We start from the raw sequence: 17,785 nt of genomic DNA, 5'->3' as shown, positions 1-17,785 counted from the left end.
CCTGGTTCTCATAGCCCACGGGCCGGCTCGGACACCGGTCGGTCCCGCGCCGGAACGCCACGCTGAATCTCCAGCCACGCGTCGCCCGATACCGCGATCAAGCGCTGCCCCGCGTTGGTCGGCAGTTCGAGGGCGGCGGCGTCATGCTGGTCATCGTCAACGATGCAGACGGTCCCACGCGGTTCCTCCGCGCAGTCGACGGGTACCCATTCGTGTACCGTCACCAGGACGAAGATCACGACCACGACAAGACAGGCAATATTGAGACGCACCAGGCGCTGCTGTGTTGTCAGCCTGGGTCGGGCGATCACATAGGTCGGGGGGACCGGCACACCTGGCGGCAACGCTGCCGCAGGAATGTCTGCCGTTGTCTCCTCCGGCGCGGCAACGTGGTCTTGCCCATTCTCGGACGGCGTTACCGGCTCATCGGCCAACCTTTCGAGTTGCAGCCCGGACGCCAGCTTCAGCAGGTAACCCTCGCGCGGAAGGGTGCGGATTTCCACTTCGGGCGGCGGCCCCTGCAGATGGCGTCGCAGATTGGCAATGGCGACGGGCAGCGAATTGGGGCTGACCGGCCGACCGCTCCAGCCAATCGCGAGCAGGTCTTCCTTGCTCTGCACGACCCCTTCATTGGCGAGCAGTTGTTCAAGAATGGCCACTTCGGCGCCCGACAGACGAACGCGGACGTCCTCGCCAGCCAGCTTGCGAGTGAGCTGGCGAATCTCTGCCTCCAGCACGAATGACCCGAATATCAAGCGGCTCAAGACGCATGCTCTCTGTAGAAGATTTGCGCGGATCATCCGCCGAACCCGCGCTAAACGCCACGCCGGTCTGCGGCAACCCGCGATAAAAAGTCATGTAAGTAATTGATTAATAAGTTTTTATAATTTTTTATGTCTTTGCGCTCCCATCGGTCGACGGCACAGTGTCGCCATGCCGCCGGACAGCGCGCCTCCGATCGCATTGTCCGGCCAGCCGAATCACTCGCCATAGGAGAACTGAACATGTTGATCGTTAACCCCGAACGTGATCTCCGGATCGATCTGGATACTGGCGTCGCGCGCTACGGCTCGGACGAGGGCAAAAACCGCTCGTATATCCGGCTCGGCCGCCGCGAACGCGTGCTGCTCGCGTACCTGGCGCGCCACTGCAACGAACTGGTTTCGCGCCAGCAACTGCAGAGCGAGGTCTTTGCAGACCGCAAGAACGGCACTGCGTCGCTGACTTCAGCCATTTCGCAGATCCGCCAATTGCTGACCAACGTGGACCCGGCCTGCAAATGCCTGCTGACCATCTACGGCCAAGGCTATCTGTTCGACCCGGCCTTGTCGGAGCTGGAAGTCGTCGACGACGAAATCCGCGTTCCTCACCCGAGCATCCTTCAGCAGATGGTTGCCGCCCGGCCGTCCTGAGCCGGAAAACTGCCCGGAGCCGGGTGCGCGCACGGCTCACCCGCCTGTAGAACATTCGTTCGTACCACGGCGGCCAAGTGAGGCCGCCACGCCTTGAAAGACGTCCAATGAAGACGATGAAGAACCGCCTTGCCATCGTTGCCTTCGGAATTGCGATCAGTATGTCGGTCGCGGCCAGAGCCGAAGCGCCGATGGCTGCCGCACAAACCGTCCATTTCGCTCTCGGAACCCGTTCGGTGCATTACGACAGCACTGTGGAGCGGACACCGCGCGATTACGTGCTGCATGCCTCGCGCGGCCAGACATTGAGGATCGGTCTGGACGGCCAGTCCTCGACGCATTTCGACATTCTCACGCCGCAAAACCCGACGGCGCTGTATAACGGCGCGCACCACGGCCATCACGCGGTGCTGGCGGTGCCGACAGAGGGTCAGTACATCGTGCGCGTCTATCAAGATGTCGAGCTGACCGCCGCGACGCCTTTCCAGCTTGGCATTACCATCAGCGGAAGCCCGGCACACCGAACCGCACCGCCTTCGATGGTGATGAAACGCGCGCTGCGTTCCGCGGCCGCGTTGCTCTGATCAAGCGCAGGGAGAGATGAACATGCTGAACAGTCGAATCATCAGTGTCGCGGCCTCTTTCGGGATGGCGCTCGTCGGCTCGCCTGCGATGGCGGAGCGTTTGCCCCGCCAGGTGCCCGTGACGCTATCCAGAGGTGTGAGCAGCAGTCAGATCCGGGGAGAAATCGCCGGCTACGAGGCGGTCGACTATCGGGTGACCGCGCACGCGGGCCAGACCATGACCGTCACCTTCAAGCCGACCAGCCGGTTCGCGTTTTTCAACGTGTTGCCGCCAGATTCGGATGTCGCGCTGTTCGTTGGCGCCACGGAAGGCAGCCGCTACCAGAGTGTTCTGCCCCATGACGGTGAATACGTGTTGCGCGTATACCTGACGCGGAATGCGGCGCGCCGCCACGAAATGGCACGCTACGCGATGGCGGTTTCCGTCGTCGATCCGACGCCCGAACATCGGAACTGATCGCTTCAGGCGCTGGCTTCGTCGAGCCGGACGATGATTGTCCTGCGCTGTTGGATGGCGCTGCTTCAGTCGCCTACTACGCTAGGGCGCATTCGTCGGCGTGGTCCTGTCGATGGGCGACCGCCACACCGACGAGTTCGCGCACCCGGTCACCGCTCACCGTTTCGAGAAGAAGCAATTCGGCCGTCAGCTTCTGGAGCGCGTCGCGGTGCGCCTCCAGGACTTCGCGGCTGATGACGTTCTGTCCTTGCAGCACCTCGTCCGCGGCCTCGATCAGCGATTGCGTATGGAACGCCATCATGGCGTCCGGCAGGCTCGCCACGCTGAACAACCTGCCAGCCTGGCCGAAGCCATAGCGGCCCACCATGTCCATGGCCAGCCGCGATGCTTCCTGCAGGTCTTGTGCCGCGCCGCTGGAGGCTTCGTCGAACATGGCCAGTTCGGCATTGCGGCCGCCGAGCAGCATCTGGATACGCTTTTCGATGTCGCTCTTCATGTAGAGCGACTTGTCTTCGTCAGGCGTCACCAGCGTCACCCCGAGAGCGCCGCCGCGCGGCAGGATGGTCACCTTTTCGACATGACCGCTGCCTTGCACCACGGCCACGATGGCATGGCCCGCCTCGTGCGCGGCGATGCGGTGACGCTCGTTCTGCGACATCATCGACTTTGAACCGTTGATCTCGCCAATGCGGGCGACTTCGATGGCTTCGAGCATGTCGGCCATGGTCACTTCGCGGCGACCGTCGCGCACCATGAGCAACGCGCTTTGATTCACCAGCGTGGTGATGGTAGCCGGCGACAGGCCGGTGGTCAGGCGGGAGAGCTGAGCGAAGTCGACGTCGGGCGCCAGCGTCAGCTTGCTGCTGCTCGTGCGAAAAAGGGCTTCCCGCTCGCGCACGTCCGGCAGCTTGATCGTCACGCGTCGGTCGATCCGCCCTTCGCGCAAGAGCGCCGGCTCGATGTTGTCGGGTAGGTTGGTCGCGCCGATCACGACCACGCCGGCGTTGTCGGCAAAGCCATCCATCTCGACCAGCAACTGGTTGATGATGCGATTGCATTCGGCCGAGGCCGCGTCGGATTGCTCGCTGCGTTTGGCCACGCCGTCGAGCTCATCGATGAACAGAATGCACGGCGCGTTCTTGCGGGCCTGCTTGAATACGTTGCGCACGCGCGCCATGCCCATGCCGAACCACTTGGACGTGAAATCGCTGCCCGAAACGCTGATGAAGCTCACGCCGCATTCGCCCGCCACCGCCTTGGCAAGCATCGTCTTGCCCACGCCGGGGCCCCCCAGCATCAGCACGCCCTTGGGCGCGCGTATCCCCTGCCCGGCGTATCCGGCCGGGTCCTTCAGGTACGCCATGATGTCGCCGAGCGCTGCCTTCGCTTCGGTCGCGCCGATGACGTCGGCGAACTTGATGTCCGGCACGTCGCGCAGCGTCTTGCCCAGGCTGCGGTCGTCGTTGCGGGTCATGTAGATCAGCAGGCCGATCAGGATGAAGGTCGGCCAGATCTTTTCGATCACCCCGGCCAGCGAGTCCATCGCCCCTTCGGTGCCGGTCTTCAGCAGCGAGGCCTTTTTGAGGACGACGATCTGGTAGTCCTTGTCCGCCAGATCGTTGGTCAGGGCGCTGGCGAAATAGCCGTTCATGTCACTCACGAAGTACTTCTCGCCCGCACGCGTCGAAACGATCACACCATCCGGCGCCAGGCCGGCCGCGACGACATTGTTGTTGCGCAGGTCTTCGGCGAGCCGTCCACCGTCTTTTTCCGTCTTGAGCCAGTCGCCGGGGGAGCGCTGCATCTGTTGGGCAACCTCGCCCAGAGACGTGGGCGCGGGCTCTTGTCCGCGCACGTAGGCGAACACGCCGAGGCTGATGGCGACGACGGCAAGCACGGCCCATGGGCCGTACTTCTTGAAGAGGGGGTGTTTCCAGATTTTCATTTGGCGGGGCTGAAACGGAAGGGGCCGGACGAGTGTACGGCCGGCCATCCCCGCGCGGATCATGGCAATCGTGAAAGTGCATTACCGACGCGTGGAAGAGGCGTTGCGGCGACGGCGTGTTGCAGGGTTTTGCAGTCGTTGCGCGCGCTAGGACCTGCGTCGAATCCATTCGGTGCTCCGGATCATTCTCCGGTGTTCCATGGCGTGAGGGCGTCCGCCTACGGGCACTGGCAGGCCGGTCTGTCGATAAAGCTACGGATGGCCGCGATGGTGGGGGCTGGCTGCTCTTCCATGAGCCAGTGACCGGAATCGGCGATCACCACCTGGCGCACGTCGTCGGCCGCGAAACGCATGACGTGGGCCATGGTCGCTCCGAGTGAATGGTCGCCGCCGATGGCGAGAACCGGCATCTGCAGACGACCGCGCGCGACCGACTGCCGGTTGTCCGCCGCATCCTGATCAAATGCGGCGAATTGCATGAACCCCGCGTGCATTCGGCCCGGCCGGGCATAGAGCGCCGCGTAGTGGCGGCGCGATGCTTCGGGGAAATGCGCCGGATTGGCAGAAAAGTCGTTCCAGAACCGGTCGAGGTAAATCCGCTCGCGTCCTGCGACCAGCCGTTCCATGTCCGGGCCCCCGAAACGGAAATGCCATAGCAGGGGGCTCTTGAGGATGTCGTCCCACGGGCCGACGCCGGGAACGGGCGCATCCATCATGACAAGGCGGACAGTCCGGTCAGGGTACGCTTCTGCAAATGCAAAAGCGACCATGTTGCCAATGTCGTGACCGACCACCACGGCTTGCTGCACCTTGAGCGCATCCATGACGCCCGCCACATCTTCCGCTTCGTTCTTCTTGGTGAAGCCGTCCGTCGCCACCGCCGACAGGCCCATGCCGCGCAGATCCGGCGCGATCACCGTATGGTCACGCATCAGCTCCGCCGCCAATGGCGCCCACATGTCGCCGGTGTCTCCGTAGCCGTGCAGCAGCACGATCGCCGGACCGGTACCACCCACGCGGACGTGTACGGTGGTGCCGTTGGCGGCAATCTCGCGCGTCGTGAATCCCTCCGGGAAGGTCGTCGGGTCCGCGGCAGCGGCCTCATTGAACACCAGCGCGGCAGCAAGAATCACCAATGCCCTTTTCATGGCAGTCCTCCTTCATTTGAGTCGCTTCGGGTTTGCTGGGCAGCCGGAATATGGCTCTTACTCGGCCGTCGGGAATGTGCCGTATGGGCGCCGTGGAACACCTCGGCGGCGACGCCTGCTAATGCGCATTGGCAACGGATCCAGCCGATCCGCATAAGTCGCTGTTGCGGACAGCCAATACTGCTTCAAGGTAGGAGAAAGTGCGGGAGGTGCACCTGCCCTTAGGTCTGGCACAAGTACCGGCAGGCGTTTTTCCGCACTCGGGCTATGCAGACAGGGATTCGGTTCGCTGCCGGGGACGCGAATGACGTCCCGAGTCGATGCCGCCGCGGAGCTTCAATCGGTCCGCCCGGTACAGCGCGTGCCGTCCGTCTAAAAAGGCACGCGTCTTTCGCGCATGAGAATGTCGCCCTTCACCTTGCAGGGGAAGAGCGATCGGATGGTATGTCAGAGATATAAGAGAATCTCTGGGCCGAAATCCCGAAATCGCTGACGCTCGCGGGAGTTTTTTTTCGTGCTGTCCGCCGTCAACCTTATGCCGGAATTCATTTCACTCTGAAATCGGGCTGACTATATTGGTAGGAGTGTCGCAGCCGTCCGGGTGGGAGCAAAAGTGATTTTCCCCGTTCGCAGGAGGGCCTATAGCGAATGCCGGCCTGCGTCGGTATCGCGGCGATTGTTGATGAGGCGCTCGGCCTGCAATCAACGTAAAACCGCCGAGGCCTCCTTTAGCGTCCGGTTATCTTTCGGCCGCAATGCCGATTCCGCAGTTGTCGCTCCAATCCCAAAAGTGGACGGTGCGTTTGTGGTGGGAAACACCGGCGTGGCCTTCTGCTGCGGTTTCAACAATGGCCTCGGGCCAGCCCATGACATTCGGGTGCAAATATTTATTGCGTCGGCGCTGGTATGAAAGGTCGTTTCACAGTCTGTTTTTTTGCTTCTCAGTTCCGTCAGTCCTGATAAGCGGCTGCATTGCCGCAGGAGAATCAAATGGAAATGAATCGGAGACAGTTTTTCCAGGTGACGGGGACCGGCCTGGCCGCCTCGACCCTTGCGGCACTGGGCTTCTCACCCATGCCGGCATTGGCCGAAGCACGCGCCTTCAAGCTGGCGCGCGCCAGCGAAACGCGCAACACCTGCCCGTACTGCTCGGTCGGCTGCGGCATCATCATGTACAGCATTGGCGACAGGGCCAAGAACGTCAAATCGGACATTTTCCATATCGAGGGCGACCCCGATCATCCGGTCAATCGCGGCACGTTATGCCCGAAGGGTGCCGGCTTGATGGATTTCATCCATAGCCCGAGCCGCCTGAAATATCCGCAGGTGCGCGAGGCCGGCAGCAAGGAGTGGAAGCGTATCGGTTGGGACGAAGCGCTGGACCGCATTGCCAAGCTGATGAAGGCCGACCGCGACGCGAATTTCATCGCCAGGAACGATGACGGCAAGCTGGTGAACCGCTGGATCAGCACCGGCATGCTTTGCGCGTCGGCCTCGAGCAACGAAACGGGCTACATCACGCACAAAGCGATGCGCTCGATGGGGATGCTCGTCTTCGACAATCAAGCGCGTGTCTGACACGGCCCGACGGTGGCAGGTCTTGCCCCGACGTTTGGCCGCGGTGCGATGACGAACCATTGGGTCGACATCAAGAACGCGAATCTTGTCCTGATCATGGGCGGCAATGCCGCCGAGGCACACCCGTGCGGCTTCAAATGGGTCATTGAAGCCAAGCACAACAACAAGGCGAAGCTGATCGTCGTCGATCCGCGCTTCACGCGGTCGGCCGCGATGAGCGATTACTACGCCCATATCCGTCCGGGCACCGACATCGCATTCCTGGGCGGCATCGTCAATTACCTGCTGACGCACAACAAGATCCAGACGGAGTACGTCAGGAACTACACCAACGCGACGTTCATCGTCGGCGAGGGGTTCAGTTTCGAGGATGGCATTTTCTCTGGCTACGACGAAGCCAAGCGCAAGTACGACAACAAGAGCTGGAGCTACGAGATCGACGACGAGGGCTTCGCCAGGGTCGACATGAGCATGGAGCACGAGCGCTGCGTGCTGCAGTTGATGAAGAAGCACTACTCGCGCTACACGCCGGAGATGGTGAGCAAGATCACCGGCACGCCGGAGAAGCAGTTCCTGAAGGTCTGCGAGATGGTCGCCGACACGGCCGTGCCCGACAAGGCGATGACGATCATGTATGCGCTCGGCTGGACGCAGCACAGCATCGGCTCGCAGATGATCCGCTGCGGCGCGATCGTGCAACTCCTGCTGGGCAACATCGGTATTGCCGGTGGCGGCATGAACGCCTTGCGCGGTCACAGCAACATCCAGGGCCTGACCGACCTCGGCCTGCTGTCGACTTCGTTGCCCGGCTATCTGACGCTGCCGACCGATGCCGAGCAGGACATCGACACCTTCTACAAGCCGCGTGCATTGAAGGCCCTGCGTCCGAACCAGATGAGCTACTGGCAGAACTATCCGAAGTTCTTCGTCAGCCTGCAAAAGACGTGGTGGGGCAATGCGGCGACCAAGGAGAACAACTGGGCTTACGACTACCTGCCCAAGGCCGACAAGGTCTACGACGTGCTGCAGGCCTTCGAGCTGATGAACCAGGGCAAGCTGAACGGGTACATCTGCCAGGGCTTCAACCCGGTCGGGTCTTTCCCGAACAAGAAGAAGGTCGTCGCCGGCCTGTCGAAGCTGAAGTTCCTCGTCGTCATCGATCCGCTCAATACGGAGACGGCCGAGTTCTGGAAGAACCACGGCGAGTTCCACGACGTCAATAGCGAAGAGATCCAGACCACGGTGTTCAGCCTGCCGTCGACCTGCTTCGCGGAAGAAGACGGCGCGCTCACCAATTCCGGGCGCTGGTTGCAGTGGCACTGGAAAGGCGCCGAGCCGCCGGGCGAAGCCAAGGGCGATCCGGAAATCATCGCCCAGCTCTTCCTGCGCATCCGGTCTGCTTACGCCAAGGATGGCGGGGCCTTCCCTGATCCGATCGTCAATCTGACATGGCCGTACAAGACGCCGGGCAATCCATCCACCGAAGAGTTGGCGATGGAGTACAACGGCAAGGCGTTGGCGGACCTGACCGATCCGAAGGACCCGACCAAGGTGCTGGCAAAGGCGGGCGAACAGTTGTCCGGTTTCGGCCTGCTGCGCGACGACGGCACGACGACGAGCGGTTGCTGGATTTATTCCGGCGCCTGGACGCAGGCCGGCAACCAGATGGCGCGCCGCGACAACAGCGATCCGTGGGGCATCGGGCAGACGCTCAACTGGTCGTGGGCGTGGCCGGCCAATCGCCGCATCCTGTACAACGCCGCATCGAGCCGTCCCGACGGCCTGCCGTGGGATGCCACGCGCAAGCTGGTCTTCTGGAACGGGACTTCGTGGGGCGGATCGGACGTGCCGGACATCAATCCGGCAGCCAATCCGGCCGATGCCGACCGCGTCCAGCCGTTCATCATGACGGCCGAAGGCGTGGCGCGCCTGTTTGCGCCAAGCGGCATGGCCGACGGTCCGCTGCCGGAGCACTACGAACCCTTCGAATCGCCGCTCGATGCCAATCCCATGCACCCGCAGAACGCAAAGGCGCGCGCCAACCCCGCCGCCCGCGTATTCAAGGGCGACCTGGAGGCGTTCGGCACGGCGAAGGACTTCCCGTACGCCGCCACCAGCTATCGACTGACGGAGCATTTCCACTACTGGACCAAGAACGTGAAGACGTCGGCCATCATCCAGCCGCAGCAGTTCGTCGAGATCGGCGAGGCGCTGGCCAAATCCAAGGGCATCGCCAACGGCGACTGGGTAAAGGTGTCATCCAACCGTGCCTCGATCAAATGCGTCGCGCTCGTCACCAAGCGTATCCAGACCTTCGATTGCGGCGGCCAGAAGGTGGAAATGGTCGGTCTGCCGAACCACTGGGGCTTCGTCGGCCTGGCAAAGCCGGGCTACCTCGTCAATAACCTGACTCCATTCGTGGGGGACGCCAACTCGCAGACACCGGAGTTCAAGGCATTCCTCGTCAATATTGAGAAGGCTTGAGGAGGCGGACCATGTCATCACTGCAATCGCTGGACATCGCTGCCAGATCGGCCACGACCACCGCTACGCCACATGCGCGCAGCACGATGGAGGTCGCCAAGCTGATCGACGTCTCGAGCTGCATCGGCTGCAAGGCTTGCCAGGTCGCATGCATGGAATGGAACGACCTGCGCGACGAGATCGGCCATAACGTGGGCGTCTATGACAACCCGGCCGACCTGTCGGCCCAGTCGTGGACGGTGATGCGTTTCTCCGAGGTCGAGATGCCGACCAAGGACGAAGGCTCGCGCCTCGAATGGCTGATCCGCAAGGACGGTTGCATGCACTGCGCGGACCCGGGCTGTCTCAAGGCCTGTCCGGCACCGGGCGCCATCGTCAAGTACGACAACGGCATTGTGGATTTCATCCAGGAACACTGCATCGGCTGCGGCAACTGTCTGATCGGTTGTCCATTCAACATCCCGCGCTTTTCCAAGAAGGATGACAAGGCCTACAAGTGCACGCTGTGCTCGGATCGCGTCTCCGTCGGCCTGGAGCCGGCCTGCGTGAAAACCTGTCCGACCGGCGCGATCCGGTTCGGCACCAAGGAGGACATGCACGAGTTCGCCGCCGAACGCATCACCGATCTGAAGGAGCGCGGCTTCGAGAATGCCGGCGTGTACGACCCGGAAGGCGTTGGCGGCACGCACGTCATGTATGTGCTGCAGCACGCCGACAAACCCGAGCTTTATCACGGCCTGCCGGCCAATCCGACCATCAGTCCGATGGTGTCGGTATGGAAGGGCGTGACCAAGCCTTTGGCCGTTGCAGCCATGATCGGTGCGGCCGTGCTGGGCTTCCTCCACTACGTCAAAGTGGGTCCGCTGAATTCCGACGAAGAGAAGGATAAGGAGGAGGTGTGACGTGAGTATCGAACGCTATCGGGACCGCACCCGCATCAATCACTGGATCGTCGTGCTCCTGTTCTTGAGCGCAGGGCTGACCGGCTTTTCTCTTTTCCATCCGGCGCTCTTCTTCTTGTCCAGCCTGTTCGGCGGGGGGACGTGGAGCCGTATTCTTCACCCGTTCTTCGGACTGGTGACGGTGATCGGCTTTTTCTTCCTGTTCATGCAGGTCTGGCGCGACAACGTCTGGAACAAAGGCGACTCCGAATGGATGCGCAAATCGCCACTGCTGCTGCGAGGCGACGAAGATGCCATGCCACCGGTCGGCAAATACAACGGCGCTCAGAAGGCAATCTTCTGGCTGTTCGCCACGTGCCTCGTGCTGCTGCTGGTCACCGGCTTCACCTTTTGGCGTCCATGGTTCGCGGACGCCTTTCCGATCCCGGTGCGCCGCCTTGCCGTGCTGATCCATTCGGCATCGGCCTTCATCCTCATCCTTGGCTTGATCATCCATGTCTATGCGGCCATCTGGGTAAAAGGCTCGGTACAGGCAATGACGCAAGGTAGAGTCAGCGAAAGCTGGGCGCGTCGCCATCATGCTTTGTGGGCCAAGGAAGTCAGCGGCGAAAAGTAATCAGGGGGAGTGTTCTTGCGTCAGAGGCGGGGCGGATACCGGAGGCTCGCGGACGGTTGTCCACCGGACCGCGGGGCCGCCCCTTGTAGTCGATAGCGTTCTTCAACCATAGCGAATGACGACCAAGCAGACGATACCGATCCTCAGTCCCGAAGAAATTGCCGTCCGCGCCGGACAGCAGGTGCCCTACCAGCATCTGCCGGATCGGCTCGACCTGTTCTTCGATCGCGAAACCCGGCTCAGGCAACGTGCCGCAGGACACCCGATGCGCGACTTCCTGCTCTTCGCGGCGGAACTCACGCATGTTCAGCACGACATCCTTCAACGCTATCCCGAGGTTGCGTTGCCCGATATGGATGCGTTGCAAGCCGCCGCACGCGTCGCGCGACCACCGTTGCCCGCCGAGCACTGGCCACGCGATCCGCAGTGGCGCACGCAGTTCCGTCGCCTGGTAGAGCAACTGCTGCCGCGCCTGGACGGCAACCCGGCACAAGCCTCCGTGCGCAAGTTGCAAGACATTGGCGACGAGGCGCTGGAGAAACAGGCCGACCTTCTGCTGCATCAGGTCATGTTTGGACTCGATATGGCTGCCGCGCCAGTCATCGCAGCAGCCTTGCAGGTGTACTGGACGCACATGGTGCTGACAGTCCAGCAGCGCTACGGCAATGGTGCTTTCTCGCCCTTCGGCCGCACGACGGTGGCGACCCTGTGCCCATGCTGCGGCAGCAGGCCGACCGCTTCCATCACCCGCATCGACGCCACCAGCGGTCAGTACCGTTACCTGCATTGCTCGCTGTGCGCCACGCAATGGCACATGGTGCGCATCAAGTGCAGCCATTGTGAAAGCACCAAGGGCATCCATTACCAGGCGTTGCAGGCTGCAGACGATGAGTCCACCGAACCGCTGAGGGCTGCCGTCGAGGCGGAGACGTGCGACGAGTGTCGTCACTACCTGAAGATCGTACGCATGGAACGCAATCACGAAGTCGAGCCGGTTGCCGACGATCTGGCATCGATCACGCTCGATTTGCTGATTTCGGAAGCCGGCTATCAGCGGTATGGCGTCAACCTGTTGCTGCTCTTCGGCGAGCACGAATCGCCGCCGTCACACACTCCACCCGACAGCGGAGGGCACTGATGTCGCTGCCTGAAAAGTCCGTGGTTCACGGCTCGAAGGCAAGGCTCCAGGATCTGCCTTCGATCGACAAACTCCTTCGACTGCCCGCGGTACAAACCGCCGTGCATGCGCACGGACACACCCTCGTCACCACGCAGGCGCGTGCGATGCTCGATAGCCTGCGTACGCAGGCCATGAATGGCGAGTTGGACATCGACGCCGTGCAAGAAGAAGCGCTGAGCAGCAGTCTTGCCGAGCGCATTGAGCGCATGCTGTCGCCACGCATGCGCCGGGTCGTCAATCTCACCGGCACCGTCATCCACACCAATCTCGGCAGGGCGGTGCTGCCCGAAGCCGCCGTCCGCCATCTGGTGGCGATGATGGAAGGGCCGAACAATCTCGAATACGACTTGGATACGGGCAGCCGTGGCGACCGGGACAGCATCGTCGAAGGACTGCTGTGCGAGATCACCGGCGCACAGGCAGCGACGGTGGTGAACAACAACGCGGCGGCCGTGCTGCTGTCGATCGCAGCACTGGCTGGCGGGCGGGAGGTCATCGTTTCGCGCGGCGAACTGGTGGAAATCGGTGGTGCGTTTCGCATGCCCGACGTGATGGCCAGCGCCGGTGCAAGGATGGTCGAAGTCGGTACCACCAACCGCACGCACCTGGCCGACTACGAAAGAGCCATCACTGCGCAGACGGCGATGCTGATGAAAGTCCACACCAGCAATTACGCCATCGAAGGTTTCACCTCCGCGGTGCCGGAATCACAACTCGCCGGACTGGCACGCGAGCGCAGACTGGTGTTGAACAGCGATCTCGGCAGTGGCTCGTTGATCGACCTCGGCAAGTACGGTTTGCCGAAAGAACCGACACCACAGGAAAAGCTGGCCGATGGCTGCGGCGTGGTGACTTTCTCGGGCGACAAACTGCTGGGCGGCCCGCAGGCCGGCCTGATCGTCGGCGAGCGCGAGTTCATCCAGAAGATACGGAAATTCCCGATGAAGCGTGCGTTGCGTCTTTCCAAGCTGCCGCTGGCGGCACTGGAAGCAACGCTCACGCTTTACCTGCAACCGGAACTGCTGACGCGCGACTTGCCGACGCTGCGCTGGCTCACGCGACCGCTGGCGCAGATCGAAGCCATCGCGCAGGATCTGCTGGAACCCTTGCACACCGTGTTGTCGCCGCGCTACGCCGTTGCGCTCGCGTCGATGTCCAGCCAAGTCGGCTCGGGCTCCTTGCCGGTGGATCGCCTGCCTTCGGTCGGCCTGGCGATCGCCCCCGTCCTGCCCGGCAAGCGCGGCATCGGCTCCGCGCTCGAAACCCTGCTTGCGGCCTTGCGCAGCTTGCCGCAACCGATCATCGGACGCATCACCGACGACAAGCTGTATCTCGATTGCCGGTGTCTCGACAACGTGCGAGTCGTGACGGTGCAACTGGATCGTCTGAAGGAATTGCTCGCATGATCGTCGGCACTGCGGGCCACATCGACCACGGGAAGACCGCGCTGGTGCGGGCGCTAACCGGCACCGACACGGATCGTTTACCGGAGGAGAAGCGACGCGGCATCACGATCGAACTCGGTTATGCGTTCATGCCAACCCCGGATGGCGGGCGCATCGGCTTCATCGACATGCCCGGCCACGAAAAGCTCGTCAGGACGATGGTGGCCGGCGCCAGCGGCATCGACTACGTGCTGCTGCTTGTCGCTGGCGACGACGGCATCATGCCGCAGACGCTCGAACACCTGACGATTCTGTCCTTGCTGGGCGTGCGGCGGGGCGTGGCGGTGATTACCAAGATCGACCGCGTCGATGACGCCTTGCTGAGCGAACGTCGGCAGCAACTAAGGCAATTGCTGGACGCCGCCGGGCTGGAGGAGTTTGCCATCCTGAACGTGTCCGCCATGCGTGGCGATGGTGTGGAAGCGTTGCGCGCCTTGCTCCTGCGCGAGGCGCAAGGTCCGATGGAGGACACGAACAGTCGAAGCGCATTCCGCATGGGCATGGATCGTGCCTTCACGTTGAGCGGCATCGGCACGGTCGTCGCCGGCAGCATCGCCAGTGGCGAAGTTCGCATCGGTGACATGCTTTGTCTTGGCCATGCCAGCGATCGGCCGTATCGCGTGCGCAGCCTGCAGGTCCACGGTGAATCGGTCGAGTCTGCGCATGCGGGCCAACGCTGTGCCATGGGTCTCGCAGGCCTTGAACGTAGTGCGGTGGAACGTGGACAGATGCTCTGCGACCCGGCGATTGCGCAAGGATCGTCGCGCTTCGACGTGTGCCTGCGCGTCGCCGATACCGAGACAGAAGCGCTGCGCTCGGGAACCCTGGTGCATCTGCACGTCGGCACGCAGGAGCGCATGGCGACGGTGGCAGCGCTCGGAAAAGCGTCGATTGCACCCGGGCAGACCGGACTGGCGCAGCTCGTTCTGCAACAGGCACTGAACGTGTGGCAGGGCGATCGCTTCATTCTGCGCGACGCTTCCGCCAGCCGCACGCTCGCGGGCGGCACCGTGCTCGACACGGACGGTCCGACGCGCTATCGGCAAACGGCAGAGCGGCTGTCCTATCTCGAATCGCAACGCGACAGGGATCCGGCATTGCGCTTACAGGCCGCTCTGGCCCATGCACCGTTCGGTTTGAGCAAGTCGACATGGCTGCGCAGTGCCGGATTCAAGGATTGGCCCTTCGATCTCGGCGAGCTGCGCGACGTGGCATTTGTGCGCGAAGGCGAATGGATGATCGCGCGTGCGCACCTGGCCGATAACGAAAACGAGGTGATACGCGCGCTAGGTGAATTCCACACGCGCTATCCGGACGACATCGGGCCCGACATGCAACGTGCACGCCGGCTCGCTGCGCCTCGAATGTCGGTGGAACTGTGGGAGCACCTCATCGCGCACATGGTCGAGAACGGCAGGATCGCGCGGCGCAGGGGATTTGTGTATTTGAACGAACACGGCGTGCAACTGCTGGACGCCGAACGCGTCGTCGGCGAGCGTGCCTTGCCGCTTTTGCTGGAAGGACACTTCGATCCGCCATGGGTGCGCGACATCGCGACCATGACCGGCCTCGCCGAAATTCAGGTGCGCCATGTTCTTGCACGCATGGCCACAGCCGGCGACACGTTCCAGATCGTCAAAGACCTGTACTATCATCCGAAAGCGGTACGAGAACTGGCCTCGATTGCGCGACACATCGAGGCGCGCGATGGCAAGGTAAGCGCCATGGCATTTCGCGATGCCACGGAATTGGGGCGCAAGCGCGCAATCCAGATTCTGGAATTCTTCGACCGCATCGGTTTTTTGCGCAGGGTGGGGGACGCGCATCTGTTGCGTGCTGGCACCGCGTTGTTCCCCGACGAGAGCAATGCATGAACACGGAAGGAAATCGTTCCTGGTGGGGCGGCCGGGCTTCAAACCCGGTTGGGGACGCCATGCGTCGCCGGGTGGGTTCGACTCCCTCTTCCTTCCGCCACTACGCATTCGCGAACAGAGCAAGATGCTGTTCGCATGACGCTGGCGAAGTCTCGCGCGTGGCTGCGGGGCTGTTCATGTTCGCGAGGCGATATTAAAAGTCTTCCGCCACCACCTTTCCTGTCGCCTTTCTCATGCGCATTCTCGGTTTCGATTACCCCGACGACTGCTGGTTCGACCTCGAGCATGACATGTGGTGCCGGTTACTCACGGACGCTCGCGTGCAAGTCGGCATCACCGCATTCGGCACCCATCTGAGCGACGACATCTACATGTGCCGCCCCAAGAGCAAAGGCACCGCGCTGGAGCAAGGTCAGACAGTTGCCGTGGCCGAACTGAGCAAGATGGTCGTCGCCATCAAAACGCCACTGTCCGGCGTCATCGTCGAAGTCAATCCGCTGCTTGAAGACACGCCGGAGGTCATCAACAAGGATCCTTACGGACAGGGCTGGCTGGTATGCATCCAGCCGGATCGCTGGGAACAGGACGCGCACAACTTGGCGCATGGTGCAACGCTGGCGACGCTGGCCGAAGCGCGCATGCGGCGGGAGAGGATGGATTTTCCATCGGAGCCGCGAACATGACGACAGCGACCGGGCTGTCCATCATGGTGTGGTCCTGTGATCCGCAACACCCGGAACGCGCCGCCACGCCGTTCATCGTTGCACAGGCAGCGGCGGTACTCGATTTGAAAGTTGAGATGCTCTTTACCGCGCAGGCGGTGCTATGGCTGAAGACAGAACGACAGGACGACCTCATCGGCTTTGGCCCCGAACGCTTGTCGGTGCGGCACTACCTGCAGACAGCGGCGGACCTGGGTATCGACATGCGTGCATGTAGCCAGGCAGCACATGCCTTGGATATTGCCACTGATTCACTGGTACCGCAGTGCACAGGGATGGGAGGTGTGGCGGCTTTCGTTGAACGCGGCCAGTCACCCGAGTGGCGCACGATGGTTTTCTAGAGACGTTGTCAGTCCCTTGAAGACGGAGGACGCCTGCGATGTGAAACGGTGTTTGCCACCTGCGTTCAGAAGACGCGGCCAGATCGCTACAAAAGGAAAAGGCCCTGCGCGGGCCTTTTCTATTCCACGGTGTTGCTGTCTTACGAATCGGGATGTTGTTTCACCGTTGCGCTTCGAGCGCGCAACAGAGGTCATCTGTCGGATGACGGAGAACGTGAAAACGCACCAACTGATCTTCAAAACGTTTTCCAGTTTCTTCGTCACCAAACGACTCCAGTTGTGACACGGAAACTGCAAAGAACTCGATTCCATGCCACTGATAGTGAAAAGTCCTGAGACAACGTGGTGTGACATAGCTCAGCGTGGCCACAACCGCAGCGCCTATGCCCTGCAGACAAGGCTTTCGGGCAGAGAATTCCTCCAGCAATCCGATCCCCAGAGCATGGCAACCCCGCTGGCTAGCCTCAAATGCCGTATCAAAACAAGACAATCAACGGTTGTCCGTTTTGAAAAGCTGTATTGCATGCGCGATTGCCATGAAAAATGCAGCCACTGCTGCTGCATATGCAGCATATAAATTTGCATCCGCTGCGGTCATATTAAGCTGAAGAACTGCCGATACAGGAATGGTTTCTTTCAGCGTCAATCCCTGAAGCTGAGCGGAAACTAACCAACAGACTGCTGAGAAAATCCCCGCACTCATGCTAACGGCAGAAGCAAAATGTTGGCCTATTTCCCTCACTCTTACCCCCGGACAGTTTGTAAGTCTTTGGAGGCGTAAATCCCCCTCTCGCCAAGGTCACAAAGCGACTGGAGCGCGGGTAGCGCCTAGCTCTGCCCCGTCATTTTGGCTTAAGACCGAAGATCTGTATTGACCCAGTAAAAACCTGCTCACGTCATAATCGATGGAAAGACGATGAGCACGAAAATGGAAGATGACATCAAACGATGGACAGCCAAGCGTAAAAGCGCGCTGGTGCTGGACATTATTCAAGGCAAGACCACGGTGGCGGAGGCTAGCCGCCAGTTCGACCTGTCACCCTCGGAAGTCGAGCAATGGGTCGATGATGGCAAGCGGGGCATGGAGAACGCGCTGA

16 protein-coding genes and 1 tRNA gene are annotated in these 17,785 nt (G+C 61.7%); 13 read left to right on the top strand and 4 right to left on the bottom strand.

Features of this window, described 5'->3' with window-relative positions; translation table 11 throughout:
• Positions 1-8: 8 nt before the first annotated feature.
• On the bottom strand, positions 9-764 hold the full coding sequence (locus ACDA63_RS17180; protein WP_373664509.1) for a transcriptional regulator: 756 nt from the start codon (positions 762-764) through the stop codon (positions 9-11).
• Positions 765-1,004: 240 nt separating this feature from the next.
• On the opposite strand from ACDA63_RS17180, the gene ACDA63_RS17175 reads away from it, so the two are divergent.
• From ACDA63_RS17175 to ACDA63_RS17165, 3 genes are all read left to right on the top strand, one after another.
• Positions 1,005-1,412, top strand: coding sequence for a transcriptional regulator (locus ACDA63_RS17175; RefSeq protein ID WP_373664508.1), 408 nt, complete (start codon positions 1,005-1,007; stop codon positions 1,410-1,412).
• 107 nt (positions 1,413-1,519) lie between these two features.
• Positions 1,520-1,996, top strand: a complete 477-nt coding sequence (locus ACDA63_RS17170) for a hypothetical protein (RefSeq protein WP_373664507.1) — start codon at positions 1,520-1,522, stop codon at positions 1,994-1,996.
• Between the two features lie 22 nt (positions 1,997-2,018).
• On the top strand, positions 2,019-2,453 hold the full coding sequence (locus tag ACDA63_RS17165; protein ID WP_373664506.1) for a hypothetical protein: 435 nt from the start codon (positions 2,019-2,021) through the stop codon (positions 2,451-2,453).
• Positions 2,454-2,529: 76 nt separating this feature from the next.
• Here ACDA63_RS17165 and ACDA63_RS17160 read toward each other — a convergent pair whose 3' ends face one another.
• Entirely contained in the window at positions 2,530-4,398 is a 1,869-nt protein-coding gene (locus tag ACDA63_RS17160; RefSeq protein ID WP_373664505.1) for an AAA family ATPase, read from the bottom strand.
• A gap of 218 nt (positions 4,399-4,616) precedes the next feature.
• Positions 4,617-5,546 carry an alpha/beta fold hydrolase gene (locus ACDA63_RS17155; RefSeq protein ID WP_373664504.1) on the bottom strand — a complete coding sequence of 310 codons (930 nt, stop codon included), beginning with the start codon at positions 5,544-5,546 and terminating at the stop codon, positions 4,617-4,619.
• A 990-nt stretch (positions 5,547-6,536) separates the two neighbouring features.
• Here ACDA63_RS17155 and fdnG point away from each other — a divergent pair.
• The 9 genes from fdnG to ACDA63_RS17110 all read left to right on the top strand — a co-directional run bounded on the left by fdnG (position 6,537) and on the right by ACDA63_RS17110 (position 16,688).
• On the top strand, positions 6,537-9,608 hold the full coding sequence (gene fdnG, locus ACDA63_RS17150; RefSeq protein WP_373664503.1) for a formate dehydrogenase-N subunit alpha: 3,072 nt from the start codon (positions 6,537-6,539) through the stop codon (positions 9,606-9,608).
• Positions 9,609-9,619: 11 nt separating this feature from the next.
• Positions 9,620-10,510, top strand: a complete 891-nt coding sequence (gene fdxH / locus ACDA63_RS17145) for a formate dehydrogenase subunit beta (protein WP_373664502.1) — start codon at positions 9,620-9,622, stop codon at positions 10,508-10,510.
• 1 nt (position 10,511) lies between these two features.
• On the top strand, positions 10,512-11,126 hold the full coding sequence (locus ACDA63_RS17140; protein WP_373664501.1) for a formate dehydrogenase subunit gamma: 615 nt from the start codon (positions 10,512-10,514) through the stop codon (positions 11,124-11,126).
• A gap of 115 nt (positions 11,127-11,241) precedes the next feature.
• Positions 11,242-12,264: a formate dehydrogenase accessory protein FdhE gene (fdhE, locus tag ACDA63_RS17135; RefSeq protein ID WP_373664499.1), complete on the top strand. Its 1,023-nt coding sequence runs from the start codon at positions 11,242-11,244 to the stop codon at positions 12,262-12,264.
• Positions 12,264-13,712: an L-seryl-tRNA(Sec) selenium transferase gene (selA, locus tag ACDA63_RS17130; protein WP_373664498.1), complete on the top strand. Its 1,449-nt coding sequence runs from the start codon at positions 12,264-12,266 to the stop codon at positions 13,710-13,712. The genes fdhE and selA overlap by 1 nt, the downstream gene beginning before the upstream one ends.
• Positions 13,709-15,625, top strand: coding sequence for a selenocysteine-specific translation elongation factor (gene selB / locus ACDA63_RS17125; RefSeq protein ID WP_373664497.1), 1,917 nt, complete (start codon positions 13,709-13,711; stop codon positions 15,623-15,625). The genes selA and selB overlap by 4 nt, the downstream gene beginning before the upstream one ends.
• 4 nt (positions 15,626-15,629) lie before the next feature.
• A tRNA-Sec gene (locus ACDA63_RS17120) sits at positions 15,630-15,725 on the top strand.
• Positions 15,726-15,858: 133 nt separating this feature from the next.
• On the top strand, positions 15,859-16,308 hold the full coding sequence (locus ACDA63_RS17115; RefSeq protein ID WP_373664496.1) for a glycine cleavage system protein H: 450 nt from the start codon (positions 15,859-15,861) through the stop codon (positions 16,306-16,308).
• Positions 16,305-16,688: a DsrE family protein gene (locus ACDA63_RS17110; RefSeq protein ID WP_373664495.1), complete on the top strand. Its 384-nt coding sequence runs from the start codon at positions 16,305-16,307 to the stop codon at positions 16,686-16,688. The genes ACDA63_RS17115 and ACDA63_RS17110 overlap by 4 nt, the downstream gene beginning before the upstream one ends.
• A gap of 490 nt (positions 16,689-17,178) precedes the next feature.
• On the opposite strand, the gene ACDA63_RS17105 is transcribed toward ACDA63_RS17110, so the two are convergent.
• Positions 17,179-17,391, bottom strand: coding sequence for a hypothetical protein (locus ACDA63_RS17105; protein WP_373664494.1), 213 nt, complete (start codon positions 17,389-17,391; stop codon positions 17,179-17,181).
• A 213-nt stretch (positions 17,392-17,604) separates the two neighbouring features.
• Between ACDA63_RS17105 and ACDA63_RS17100 the strand changes: the two genes are divergently transcribed.
• Positions 17,605-17,785: DUF1153 domain-containing protein (locus tag ACDA63_RS17100; RefSeq protein WP_373664493.1), on the top strand; the 181-nt coding region annotated here is incomplete at its 3' end.

It is taken from the genome of Uliginosibacterium sp. sgz301328 (genome assembly GCF_041807905.1).
Lineage (GTDB): Bacteria > Pseudomonadota > Gammaproteobacteria > Burkholderiales > Rhodocyclaceae > JBGVSA01.
Note: the sequence above shows the minus strand (reverse complement) of the source record. Positions and strands in the feature narration are given on the sequence as shown.